Origin of the sequence: Streptomyces sp. SID486, from assembly GCF_009865385.1 — a bacterium.
In the GTDB taxonomy this organism is placed as follows: Bacteria; Actinomycetota; Actinomycetes; order Streptomycetales; family Streptomycetaceae; genus Streptomyces.
The window spans coordinates 1-12,228 of sequence record NZ_WWJT01000577.1 but is presented as its reverse complement, the minus strand read 5'-3'; the positions used below and the strand labels follow the sequence as shown (position 1 = coordinate 12,228).

Sequence of the window (12,228 nt, the reverse complement as noted above, 5' to 3'; positions counted from 1 at the left end):
CTCCCAGGTTGTTGGCGGCGGCCCGGTCACCGGCCGCCGTGGCGGCACGCAGCTGGGGTTCGGCTCCGTCGAGGTCGCCGCGGCGCAGCAGGATGGCTCCGAGGACGCTGGCCGCCTCGGCGTCACCGCTCTGCGCGGCGAGCGCGAGGCGCGTCTCCTCGGCGGCTTCCCCCATGTCCACCATTTCGTCGCGGGTCGGCTCCGTGCCGACAGGCTGCACAAATCGCCCTGTCCCGAACAGAGTTGCCTTGTCCCCCATAACGTCCATCGTCGCACCACCTGCAACCTGGGTACACCCGGTATACCGCAGCCCGTGAGGTCACTTCAGCGTTTTGTCGACATGCCCACAGGACGACAAGTCAAACACAACGTGCCCAACTCCCCACGGCGGCGCGGCCGTACCTCCCCTCAGTACATGAGTTCGCACACCACGAAGGCCCGGATCCCTGTTGGATCCGGGCCTTCGTTTTCAGTAGCGGGGGCAGGATTTGAACCTACGACCTCTGGGTTATGAGCCCAGCGAGCTACCGAGCTGCTCCACCCCGCGCCGTTGCAGGTCAACCGTACCACGGCACGGAGGGGCTTTGATCAACTCTGGTTTCCGGCGCCCGTCCGGCCGGCCTTGGACTGCGCGTCCTCGGCCCGCTTCAGGGCCTCCTGGAGATCCTTCTGCGCCTTGGCATAGGCGTCCCAGTCCGGTCCGTCCTTCAGCGCCTGCTGCCCGGCGTCGAATGCCTTCTGGGCGTCCTGGAGCGCCTGGTCGACCGTCGGATTGCCGGTGGCGGGCGGTTTGGTGGTGCCGGTGTCCGGTGGCCGGGTGGTCGTCGGGCTCTTCGTGCCGAAGACCTTGTCCAGGGCGGCGCCGAGCGTGTTCTCGAACGCCGTCCGGCCCTCGTAGGTGACCAACACCTTGCGCAGCAGCGGGTACTTCAGTCCACCGCCGCGTACGTAGACGGGCTCCACGTACAACAGGCCGCCGTCCAGGGGCACGGTCAGCAGATTGCCGTACTCGATGTCGGAGTCGCCGCCCTTGAGGAGTTTGATCGCGGCGGCGATGTCCTGTTCGGAGTTGAACTTGCTCTGCACCTGTTTGGGTCCGTCGACCGTCGTACTGGTCGGCAGTTTCAGGATTCTGATCCTGCCGTAGTCGCCGGTGCCGGCCTCCGCGTCGACGGACATGAACGCGCTGAGGTTGTCCCGCCCGTTGGGCGTGAACGTCGTCGACAGCGAGAACGCCTGCTTCTTCTGGTCCGGCATCTTCATGCTCAGGTAGTACGGCGGCACCGCGTTGCCCGACTTGTTGGTCGGGTCGTCGGGCACCTGCCACACCTCGCTGCCGGTGAGGAAGGTCTCGGCGTCGGTCACGTGGTAGCGGGTGAGCAGCTCACGCTGCACCTTGAACAGGTCCTGCGGATAACGCAGATGGGCCATCAGCTCCGGGGAGATCGCGCTCTTCGGCTGCACCGTGCCGGGGAACGCCTTCATCCAGGTCTTCAGCACCGGGTCCTTGGTGTCCCACTCGTAGAGCTTGACCTCGCCGGTGTACGCGTCGACGGTCGCCTTCACCGAGTTGCGGATGTAGTTGACCTGGTTCTGCTGGGCCACCACCGCGCGCGAGTTGTTCGTCGCCGTCAGCGAGTCGGCCGTCGTGTCACCGAGGGTCGTACGGGAGGAGTACGGATAGCCGTTGGTGGTCGTGTAGGCGTCCACGATCCACTGGATGCGGTGGTGGACGACCGCCGGATAGGCGTCGCCGTCGATGGTCAGCCAGGGGGCGACCGCCTCCACGCGCTCCTTGGGCGTGCGGTTGTACAGGATCCGCGAACCCTTGCCGATCGCACCCGAGTAGAGGATCTGCGGCTCGTTGAACGCCACCGCGTACGCGGCCCGGTTGACGGGGTTGTCGAGGTTGACCCCGCTGCCGCCCTCGTAGCTGGTGGTCTTCTCACCGTCGTTGTCGGAGTAGTCGATCTCCTTCTGGGGACCGCCGACGATCGAGTAGGTGCCGGTCTTCTCGCCGTAGTAGATCCGCTGCTGGTAGGTCCCGAGGTCACCCCTGGACGGCAGGTCGTACTCGGTGAAGACCGGCTCCCCGTCCTTCGCCTCGGTGCCCTTGGCGGCGACCACCCCGTAGCCGTGCGTGTACCGGAAGTGGTCGTTGATCCAGTTGTTCTTCGGGATGCCGTCCAGGTTCAGTTCGCGCAGCCCGAGGACCGTGTCCTGTTCCTTGCCGTCCTTGGCGGGGTACCGGTCGACGTCCAGGTTGGTCGGGAAGCCGTAGTAGTTCTTCATCTGCTGGAGCTGCTGGAACGTCGGCGAGACGATGTTCGGGTCCAGGATCCGGATGCTCGCCGCGTCGTTCGCGTCGCTGCGCAGTCGCGTCTTGTCCGAGGTCGTCGACACACCGTCGTACTTGGTGACCTCGGTGTCGTCGATGCCGTACGCCTCACGGGTCGCCTTGAGGTTCTTCTGGACGTACGGGGCTTCCTTGGCCTGCTCGTTGGGCTGGACCTGGAACTTCTGCACGATCGCCGGGTACAGGCCGCCGATCAGGATCGCCGAGAGGACCATCAGGCCGAAGCCGATCACCGGCAGCTGCCAGGTGCGCCGCCACAGCGTGGCGAAGAACAGCAGCGCGCAGATGACGGCGATGCAGAACAGGATCGTCTTGGCCGGCAGGTAGGCGTTGGCGTCGACGTAGCGCAGGCCGGTCCAGTCGTCGGTCGCCTTGAAGTCGCTGGACTTGACGGCCAGGCCGTACCGGTCGAGCCAGTAGGCGACCGCCTTCAGGGCGACGAAGATGCCGAGCAGCACCGACAGGTGCCCGGTCGCGGCGGCCGTGGCCCGCGCGCCGGGGCTGGTGACCCGCAGTCCGCCGTAGAGGTAGTGCGTGAGCGCCGCGGCGATCAGGCACAGGATGGCGGCGGCGAAGCCGAAGCCCAGCAGGAAGCGGTACCAGGGCAGGTCGAAGGCGTAGAAGGAGACGTCGAGGTGGAACTGCGGGTCCTTCTCGTGGAAGGGGACGCCGTTCACCCACATCAGCCAGGTCCGCCACTGGCTCGACGCCGAGGCGCCCGCGATCAGACCCACCAGGGAGGTGACCGCGATCAGCAGCCACTTCTTGTACGGCGCGATGCCCATGCGGTAGCGGTCGAGGCTCTGCTGCTCCATGGACATGGCGCTGAGCGGGGGCCGCAGCCGGTGCGCGAGCCAGATGTTGAAGCCGACCGCGAGGGCCATGAGCAGGCCGAAGACGAAGAACAGCCCGATCTTGGTCGACAGGGTGGTGGTGAAGACGGACGAGTAGTGCACCGACCGGTACCAGAGCCAGTCCGTCCAGAAGCCCGCGAACATGGTGAACGCCATGCCGAGGACGGCAAGGACGCCCAGGGTCACGAGCAGGGCCCGGATCCTCCGGGACGGGCGGCCCGCTCTGATCCGTGGCCCCGTCGGGCCTCCGCCGCGGTCCGGCATCTGGAAAGCCAAGGTGCGCACCTCGAAGTTCGCTGTCGATCCGTCAGGCCCCCGGGTTCGCGGGCCCGCCGTGGCCCCCCGTGATCGCGGGCCCACACCTATGCAACTTACTCACCGCTTACGCGGTTCCCGATTCCGGCCGGGAACAAGGCAGGATTGTGACCATGTCCAACACTCCCATGGCAGCGAGCCCGCTCACCCGGGCCGTACTCGAGATCGACGAGTACGTCTCCGGCCTCGGCTGGGACCAGCCCGCTCGCCTCTTCGCCCTCGTAGACACCGCACGGCTGCGGGCTCAGGAACCTTCGCTCGCGGCTCAGCTGGGCCTGCAGGACGAGCCCGAGACCGCCGGTCTCACCCCGATCGAGCAGGACGAGGTCCCCTCCGGCAAGCCGCTGGACGAGTTCCTCGGCACCATCGCCTGGCCCGACGCGGTCACCGGCTGCGCCCTCACGGTGGAGCGGCTGATGCTGCCGCCGTCCGCCGAGGCCCAGGTCCCCTCCGGTCTGGACGAGGCCGGGCTGGCCAAGTGGGTCGCTCAGCACCCCGAGCGCCAGGAGGTCCGCATGACGGTGGCCGTGCTGCGCGACGGCAGCCGCGACGCGGCGCTGCGGCTGCGCGAGAAGGACTCCCCCACGGAGGTCCTGACCGGCCCCGAGCTGGTGCCGGGCCTGGCGGAGGCCCTGGCGGCGACGTTCGCGGACTGATCCCGTCCGCCGCGGTACGGCGAAGGGGGCGCCCCCGGTGCGCGGGGAGCGCCCCCAGCCGTCGCCCGGCCCGCTCAGCCCTTGGTGGTGCACTTCGGCAGGGCGTCGGTGTCCCCGCCGCGGATGTCCTTCAGCGCGTCGAGCGCGTCGTGGATGGTCTTGACCTTGACCAGGGTGAGCCCGTCCGGAGTGTCCTTGACGGCCGCCGCGCAGTTGTCGGCGGGGGTCAGGAAGTACCGGGCGCCCTTGCTGCGCGCGCCGACGGTCTTCATCTCGATGCCGCCGATCGGACCGACCGTGCCGCCGTCGTCGATGGTTCCCGTACCCGCGACGAACGTGCCGCCGGTGAGGTTGCCCGGCGTGAGCTTGTCGTAGATGCCGAGGGCGAACATCAGGCCGGCACTGGGTCCGCCGACGTCGGCGAGCTTGATGTCGATGGTGAACGGGAAGGTGTGGTCGGTCCCGGCGGAGATGCCGACGATGGCCCGCCTGGCGGCGCGGTCGTCGGAGACCGCGGTCCTGATCGTGACGTCCCGCGTCCCGGTCGCCGTCCGGTGGGCCTTCTCGGCGGCGGCCTGGTCCTTGGCGGGGACGACCGTGAAGACGACGTCCTGGCCGGGCTTGTGCTTCGTCACCAGCTTGGCGACGTCGGCCGGCTGCTTGACCGCCGTGCCGTCGACGGCCTTGACCACGTCACCGGCGTGCAGCCTGCCCTCGGCCGGGGAGCCCTTGACGACCGTGGAGACGATCACCCAGGACCTCACCGGAACGCCCAGCTCCTTGAGGGCGGCGACCTTGGCGCTCTCCTGGGACTGGCTGAACTCCTCGGCGTTCTCCTGCGTGGACTGCTCCTCGGTCTTGCCGTCCGGGTAGAGCGTGTCGTGCGGAACGATCTTGCTGTCGTGCGCCAGCCAGCCGTAGACGGCCTCGACGAGGTTCATCCGGTAGTCGGCGCTGGTGACCCGGACGGTCGTCATGTTCAGGTGACCGTCCGCCGGATAGGTCTTGTGCCCGGTGATCTGCAGCACCGGCTCGCCGTCGTGCTGCCCGAGCGTGTTCACGGTCGGGCCCGGGGACATCTCCGCGTACGGCACGGGGATGAGTACTCCCGCGCACAGGAGCGCGATCAGCATCAGGGTCGAGGCGAGCATCGTCGCGGTGCGGCGTGGCATGGCACGACAGTACGGGACGTGTCTGTCAGCGCACCGTCAGGGCACCCCTGTCACGCGCCGCGCGCGCCCGAGCGGGGCTTCTCCATGGCCTCCCGGAACCGGGCGTATCCGTCCAGCTCAGGACCATCGCTGCGCACCTTGCGGGTGCGATTGGCCCAACTGCCCCACAGCCCGCCGCCGACCGCCGCCACCAGCGGGATCAGCAGCCAGACGAGCACCCCCATGCCGGCCTCCCTTTGCGCCAAAAGCGTCCGCGACTGACTGATCAGCAGATTAACCATCCGCACGGACAACGCTCACGCCAGGGTGCCGGTTACGCAACCGGACGGGTGGGTGTGCCGGAGGTGACGGCGACCGGGGGATCAGCAGGCGCCGACCCACTCCTCGGTGCCGTCCGAGAACGTCTGGTGCTTCCAGATCGGCACCTCGTGCTTGACGTCGTCGATCAGCCTGCGGCAGGCGTCGAAGGCGTCCGCGCGGTGCGGGCAGGCCACGGCCACGACCACGGCGATGTCGCCCACCCGGAGGTCACCCACCCGGTGGACCGCGGCGAGCGCACGTACGGGGTGGTCCGCCACGATCTTCTCGGCGATCCGCCGCATCTCGGCCTCGGCGCTGGGGTGGCAGGAGTACCCGAGCCCGTCGACGTCGGCGCCTCCGTCGTGGTTCCGCACGGTCCCCACGAACAGCGCGATGCCTCCGGCGGCGTCGTCGCCGACGGCCCGGAACACCTCGTCCACGGAGAGCGGGGTCCGCCGGATGCCGATCAGTTTGACGGGGTCCTGAGCCGCCTGCTCACCGGGGTGCTCGTTCATGTGCGCCATAAGGCCATCGTGCCGCACGCCCGGGACGGCGGGGAATGCGAGTTTCACCAGTCACACGCGCGCCCCGTCTTGGAGGCTCCTACAGCGGTTCCGGGCGCCGGGCACCGCCCCCGGGGCCTCAGACGCGCCGCCGGGCCTTCCTGGCCCGGCGGACGACGGCCGCCGCGCCCAGCAGGGCGACCGTCGCGCCGGCCGCCCCGGCCGCCGTCGCGTCCTTGCGCCCCAGCCGCCGCCCGGCCACCGTGTGCCGCCCGGACACCTCCCCGAGCAGCTCCGCGAGCACCTCCTCGTTGGTCCACCTCGGCCGCCATCCGGCGTCGTGCAGCCTGCTGCCGCTGACCACCCAGGGGTACATCGTGTACGCGAGGTCCCCCGCGGGCGACGGAGTGAGCCCGATCCGGTGCAGCCGGGCCGCCGCGCCGAGCGCGACCGCCGACGGCAGCTCCATCCGGCGGATCCCGCTCAGCTCCTCGACCTCCTCCTGCTCCAGCCAGCCGTCGCAGCCGACGGCCAGCTCGCCGTCGACCTTCTCCAGGACGGCGTACTCCAGCGCCCCGCACAGGTCCTCGACGTGGCAGAACTGCCACGCGGGCCGCGACCCGGCCACGACGAGCAGCCTCGGCGACTCGAAATACCTGGTCAGCGCGGTGTCGGTGCCGCCGACCAGGACCGCGGGCCGCACCACGGTGACGTTCAGGCCCGGGTGCGCGCGGGGGGCCCGCCGGGCCAGCCTCTCGATCTCCAGCAGGTCCCCCACGCCGGTGGCCTCGGCGGTGGCCCGCAGCTCGGCGTCCTCCGACAGGGGCAGCTCGTTGTCCGGCAGCGCGCCGTAGACCATCGCCGAGGTGCACAGCACCACCCGGTGCACCCCGGCCGCCGCGGCGGCGGTCAGGACGGTCTGGGTCCCCCGGACGTTGTAGGCGGTGCGCGCCGCCGGGTCGGTCTCCAGATCGAGGTCGAGGGCGAGGTGGACGACCACGTCGGCGCCGCGCAGCTTGTCCGCGATCGCCGGGTCCCGCACGTCGAGGATGTGCCACTGCGCGTCGGTGCACTCGCCCCGCCGCTCGTCGATGGCGACGACCTGCTTGATCTCCCCGGACGCGGCGAGCCGCTCGGTGAGCAGGGCACCGACCCCGCCGGCGGCGCCGGTCACGGCGACGACGGGCCCGCGCGCGGCGGTCGTCCCGCCGGGGCGGGACGCCGACGCGGAGGGGCCGGGGCCGGGCGGCGGAGGGGTCGAGGGGTTTCGCGCTGCGCGAACCTGTGGATCTGGGGAACTCACCGGGCGTCTCCAGCGGTTGTCTTCAGTACGCGCGCGAGTGACGCGTACGTACCAGGTGCATCCATCCTGCCGCAGGCCTTCCGCAGGCGAAGCACCGAGGCCCCATCGGGCCCGGGTGTCTAGGCTGGGTGGTGTTGTCGGGCAGCCGCGCCGCCGGAGTGAGACCGGTGGCCTTACCAGCCGAGGAATCCCGTGAGTGACACCCCATTCGGTTTCGGCCTTCCGCCGGAGGAGCCGGAAGACGGCGACGAGGGCAAGAAGAAGGACCAGCAGAGCGGTGGTGAGCAGGGACCGGCGAATCCGTTCGGTTTCGGCGGCCTGCCCGGAGCCGGCGGCTTCGGCCCCGGCGCCGACAACCCGCTCGCTGCCATGTTCGGTTCCCTGAACCCCACCGACCTGGGCGCCGCCTTCCAGCAGCTCGGCCAGATGCTCTCCTACGAGGGCGGCCCGGTGAACTGGGACATGGCCAAGCAGATCGCGCGCCAGACGGTGGCCCAGGGCACCCAGGACGGCACCAAGGACGCCAGTGTGGGCCCGGCCGAGCGCAGGTCCGTGGAGGAGGCCGTCCGCCTGGCCGACCTGTGGCTGGACGACGCGACGTCCCTGCCGTCGGGCTCCGCCGCCGCCGTCGCCTGGTCGCGCGCGGAGTGGGTCGAGGCGACCCTGCCCGCCTGGCAGGAGCTGGTCGACCCGGTCGCCGAGCGGGTCGGCGCGGCCATGGGCGATGTCCTGCCGGAGGAGATGCAGGCCATGGCGGGCCCGCTGATCGGCATGATGCGCTCGATGGGCGGCGCGATGTTCGGCACGCAGATCGGGCAGGCCGTGGGCGTGCTCGCGGGCGAGGTCGTGGGCTCGACCGACGTCGGCCTGCCGCTGGGCCCGGCCGGCAAGGCCGCCCTGCTCCCGGCCAACGTGGAGGCGTTCGGCAGGGATCTGAGCGTGGCCCAGGAGGAGGTGCGGCTGTACCTGGCCCTGCGCGAGGCCGCCCATCAGCGCCTGTTCGCGCACGTGCCGTGGCTGCGCTCGCACCTGTTCGGCGCGGTCGACGGCTACGCGCGCGGGATCAAGGTCGACACGGCCAAGCTGGAGGACGTGGTCGGCCAGTTCGACCCGCAGAACCCCGAGCAGCTGCAGGACGCGCTCCAGCAGGGCATGTTCCAGCCCGAGGACACGCCCGAGCAGAAGGCCGCCCTGGCCCGGCTGGAGACCGCTCTGGCGCTCGTGGAGGGCTGGGTGGACGCGGTGGTGCACGCCGCCGCGAAGCCGCGCCTGTCGTCCGCCGACGCCCTGCGCGAGACGCTGCGCCGCCGCCGCGCGACCGGCGGGCCCGCGGAGCAGACGTTCGCCACCCTGATCGGCCTGGAGCTGCGCCCGCGCCGGCTGCGTGACGCCTCCCGCCTGTGGGCCTCGCTCACGGACGCGCGCGGGGTCGACGGCCGGGACGCCCTGTGGCACCACCCGGACATGCTGCCGACCGCGACCGACCTGGACGACCCGGACGGCTTCGTGCACCGCGAGCAGATGGACTTCTCCGAGCTGGACAAGCTGCTCGGCGAGGCGGCGGGCGGCCAGGAGGGCAAGCCGGACCTGCGCAAGAAGGACGACGAGGCCGAGGGCGACGGCACCGAGTGAGCCTGCACGACGACGCGGTCCTCGTCCTGAAGGGGTACGAGGGCCAGGACGAGCTGCGCCGGTCCTACCTGGACCACCTGGCGGCCCACCCGGACGGGATGTGGAAGGCGTGCCGGGCGGGCCATCTCACGGCCAGCGCCCTGGTGATCGACCCCGAGCAGGGCCGGGTGCTGCTCACGCTGCACAGGAAGCTGCGGATGTGGCTGCAGATGGGGGGCCACTGCGAGCCGGGCGATGCCACACTCCAGGCGGCGGCCCTGCGCGAGGCGGCGGAGGAGTCCGGCATCGCGGGGCTGACGCCGCTGCCCGGTGGACCGGTGCGGCTGGACCGGCACCCGATCCCGGCTCCCTGCCACTGGCACCTCGACGTCCAGTACGCCGTCCTGGCCCCGCCCGGCGCGGTGCAGGCGATCAGCGAGGAGTCGCTCGACCTGCGCTGGTACGGCTACGACGAGGTGGCGGGCGTGGCGGACGAGTCGGTCGTACGCCTCCTGGAGGCCACGCGCGCCAGGCTCTGACGGCGGTGGGGGTGGTCTCCGGCCCGGCCACCCCTCGGCCCGCCGTCGTTCAGCTCCAGACGTTGCCCTGGTTCTGGCCGCGTGCCCCCTGCTGTCCCATGCCGAACTGGGCGGCGAGGCCCTGTCCGATCGCCGCGTTCTGCGGCGGCAGCAGCTCGCTGGGCTGCACGAGCGCGAACCCGGAGCCCATGAAGCTCAGCTCCCAGCCCTCCCCGGTGCTGCCCCGCCGGCGCCACACGCCGGAGGAGTGGGTCTGGGCCTGCATCTGCACGCGCAGCCCGGTGGACCAGGCGACGATGGCGTCGGCGTCGCAGTTGACGTACCTGTCCGGGGTGACCTGCATCAGCAGCGGGGCGCCCGAGGTCATCAGGGCGACCTTGCCGCGTCCGGTGATGTTCAGCTGGTACTTCCCGGAGCCGGAGATGCCGTAGAGGCTGTCGACGGCGATGACCTCGTGGTGCAGTGAGGAGTCCATGGCGAGGACGTAGGAGCTGTCGACGGTCAGGCCGTCCTGCTCGACGTCCATGACGTGCACGTGCTGCGCCAGGTTGGCGAGGTAGACGGTGCCCTGTCCGTGGCAGCGCATCAGGTCCAGGCCCTCGCCGGTGCGGGCACGCGCGCGTGCCTGGCCGTTGCTGCGGTACTCGGCGTCGAACTCGACCAGGCCCTGGTAGGCGACCATGGTGCCCTTGCGGGCGAGGATGTCGTCGTGGCCCTCCAGGGTGATCCGGAGCATCTGCTTGTTCTGCAGGCTCCAGCGCTCCTGGGTCTGGAGGTCGTTGTGCGCGAAAAGCGGGCTCTGCATGGTGTTCTCGCTCCCCCTCAGCCCCGGAACCGCAGGCGGTCGGTGCTGTCCTCGCTGGGCTGGACGACGACGATGCCCTGTCCGGAGAAGGCCATCTGGTAGGCCTCGCCGCTGCCCCGGCCGATCAGCGACTGCGCCTTGAAGCTGCGCTTGCCCTTCACCTTCAGGTTCGGCGACCAGGCGACGAGCGCGTCCGGGTCGACGTAGGTCTCGTCCTCGCCGCCGCCGCAGTCCACGACGATCGGCTTGCCCCGGGAGGTCAGCGCGACCCAGCCCTGCCCGGAGATCCTGGTGTTCCACAGGCCCTGCCCGGCGAACTTCGCGAGCCCCTTCACGCGCTCGACGCCCCACGTGAGGTGGGCGTCGAAGGCGAGCAGGTTGGTGGCGTTGACGGAGATGCCGTCGCCGTTGAGGTTGATCACGACGACGTCGGCGCCGTAGTCGGCGAGGTAGAGCAGGCCGTCGCCGGAGCACTTCATCAGCGGGGCGCCCTCGCCGGTGACCCAGTCGCGGGCGATCTGGCGGACGGCCGGCGGGTTGGGCTCGTACTGGACGAAGCCCTCGTAGGCGACCATCGACCCCACGCGCGCGAGGAGGTCGTTTCCGGTCTGCATGGCGACCTTCAGCATGTGGCTGCCGTGGTTCTCCATGCGGGCGGTGACGGGTGCGGGAGCGTAGCCCGCGAGCGGCTGGTTCATGACGGGCTCCCTCAGACCTCGTACGGCTGGACGACGATGAAGTTGCCGGGCGCGCCCCGGAACTGCAGGTTGACGCTCTCGCCGGTGTCGCCGGGGTAGGCGTTGCGGCGCATGCGGACCTGGCTGGACACGATCACCTGCGAGGCGGCCGACCAGGCGACGACGGCGTTGCAGTCGGCGAAGGTGGTCGGCGTGACCGGCAGCACCACGGGCGTGCCGTGCGTCTTGACGACGATCGTGCCGGTGCCCTGGAACTGCATGGTGAACAGCGCGCCGCCGGGGATGCCGTGGCCCTCGACGCGGCGGACCTCGTACTGGAGGCTCTCGTCGAAGGCGAGGACGTTCTCGGCGGAGACGCAGATCGCGTCGCCCTGGAGCTCGACGGGGTGCAGGTGGGTGGAGTTGTCGGCGAGGAACACCTGTCCCTGGCCGGTGCAGCGCATCAGCTGCATCTCCTGGCCGGTGGCGTTGCCGACGACCCGGCCCATGAACCCGGCGCCCTTGTAGCTGAAGTCGACCTTGCCCTGGTAGAGCACCATGCTGCCCTGCCGGGCCAGCACCGGCTGGCCGCCGACACCGAGGTCCACCCGGATCAGCTTCTTGTTCTGCTGCGTCCAGCGCCTGCCGGTCGGCGTCTCCTTGAAGGCGTTGAGCGCGGCGGCCACCCCGGCGCCGCCCTGGGGCGCGCCCTGGGGCACCGCGTAGGCGGCGGCCGGGCCGCCGGGGGCCTGTCCGTAGCCCGGGGGCATGGGAGCGGTCGGCTGACCGCCGTGGCCGGGCGGCTGCTGGCCGTAGCCGGGAGGCACCGACGCGCCGGGCAGGCCGCCGTACGACGGCTGCTGCGGCGGCTGGCCGTAGGGCGCGGGGGCCGGGGGCGGGACGGTGCCGCCGGCGGGCGGGGCCAGCGGCGCGATGACCGTCGGAGCGCCGTGCACGTTCGGCGCCGGAGCCGGAGCCGGGGGCGGGGTGTGGCCGGGCGGCGGGGCGAAGCCCTGCGGGGCGGGCTGCGGCGCGATGACCGTCGGAGCGCCGTGCACGTTCGGCGCCGGAGCCGGAGCCGGGGGCGGGGTGTGGCCGGGCGGCGGGGCGAAGCCCTGCGGGGCGGGCTGCGGCGCG

The 12,228-nt window shown here is 71.1% G+C and carries 11 protein-coding genes, 1 tRNA gene and 1 pseudogene; 3 read left to right on the top strand and 10 right to left on the bottom strand.

The features are described 5' to 3' along the window. The 3 genes and pseudogenes from GT045_RS26910 to GT045_RS26900 all read right to left on the bottom strand — a co-directional run. Nucleotides 1-268 (bottom strand): annotated as a pseudogene (locus tag GT045_RS26910) (sel1 repeat family protein); the annotation flags it as partial. A 205-nt stretch (nt 269-473) separates the two neighbouring features. Further along, nucleotides 474-547: transfer RNA gene (locus tag GT045_RS26905), tRNA-Met, on the bottom strand. 41 nt (nt 548-588) lie between these two features. Continuing rightward, nucleotides 589-3,474 carry a UPF0182 family protein gene (locus tag GT045_RS26900; RefSeq protein ID WP_202516615.1) on the bottom strand — a complete coding sequence of 962 codons (2,886 nt, stop codon included), beginning with the start codon at nt 3,472-3,474 and terminating at the stop codon, nt 589-591. A gap of 164 nt (nt 3,475-3,638) precedes the next feature. Here GT045_RS26900 and GT045_RS26895 point away from each other — a divergent pair, with 164 nt between their 5' ends. Next, on the top strand, nt 3,639-4,181 hold the full coding sequence (locus GT045_RS26895) for a PPA1309 family protein (protein WP_161335748.1): 543 nt from the start codon (nt 3,639-3,641) through the stop codon (nt 4,179-4,181). Between the two features lie 74 nt (nt 4,182-4,255). Here the strand turns inward: GT045_RS26895 and GT045_RS26890 are convergent, their stop codons facing one another. From GT045_RS26890 to GT045_RS26880, 4 genes are all read right to left on the bottom strand, one after another. After that, nucleotides 4,256-5,353, bottom strand: coding sequence for a PDZ domain-containing protein (locus GT045_RS26890; RefSeq protein ID WP_161335747.1), 1,098 nt, complete (start codon nt 5,351-5,353; stop codon nt 4,256-4,258). Nucleotides 5,354-5,403: 50 nt separating this feature from the next. After that, entirely contained in the window at nt 5,404-5,577 is a 174-nt protein-coding gene (locus GT045_RS39090) for a hypothetical protein (protein ID WP_202529069.1), read from the bottom strand. Nucleotides 5,578-5,715: 138 nt separating this feature from the next. Then, nucleotides 5,716-6,177, bottom strand: a complete 462-nt coding sequence (locus GT045_RS26885) for a molybdenum cofactor biosynthesis protein MoaE (RefSeq protein WP_161298052.1) — start codon at nt 6,175-6,177, stop codon at nt 5,716-5,718. A gap of 118 nt (nt 6,178-6,295) precedes the next feature. Next, nucleotides 6,296-7,459, bottom strand: coding sequence for an SDR family oxidoreductase (locus tag GT045_RS26880; RefSeq protein ID WP_161335746.1), 1,164 nt, complete (start codon nt 7,457-7,459; stop codon nt 6,296-6,298). Nucleotides 7,460-7,651: 192 nt separating this feature from the next. Here GT045_RS26880 and GT045_RS26875 point away from each other — a divergent pair, with 192 nt between their 5' ends. Continuing rightward, nucleotides 7,652-9,091, top strand: coding sequence for a zinc-dependent metalloprotease (locus GT045_RS26875; RefSeq protein ID WP_161287495.1), 1,440 nt, complete (start codon nt 7,652-7,654; stop codon nt 9,089-9,091). After that, complete coding sequence (locus tag GT045_RS26870; RefSeq protein ID WP_161335745.1) at nt 9,088-9,609, top strand: NUDIX hydrolase; 522 nt, start codon at nt 9,088-9,090, stop codon at nt 9,607-9,609. Before GT045_RS26875 ends, GT045_RS26870 begins: the two co-directional genes overlap by 4 nt. 49 nt (nt 9,610-9,658) lie before the next feature. Here GT045_RS26870 and GT045_RS26865 read toward each other — a convergent pair whose 3' ends face one another. The 3 genes from GT045_RS26865 to GT045_RS26855 all read right to left on the bottom strand — a co-directional run. Next, complete coding sequence (locus GT045_RS26865; protein ID WP_161335744.1) at nt 9,659-10,414, bottom strand: AIM24 family protein; 756 nt, start codon at nt 10,412-10,414, stop codon at nt 9,659-9,661. A 17-nt stretch (nt 10,415-10,431) separates the two neighbouring features. After that, complete coding sequence (locus GT045_RS26860; protein ID WP_161335743.1) at nt 10,432-11,112, bottom strand: AIM24 family protein; 681 nt, start codon at nt 11,110-11,112, stop codon at nt 10,432-10,434. 11 nt (nt 11,113-11,123) lie between these two features. Next, on the bottom strand, nt 11,124-12,228 hold a 1,105-nt coding region (locus GT045_RS26855; RefSeq protein ID WP_202529068.1), incomplete at its 5' end, for an AIM24 family protein.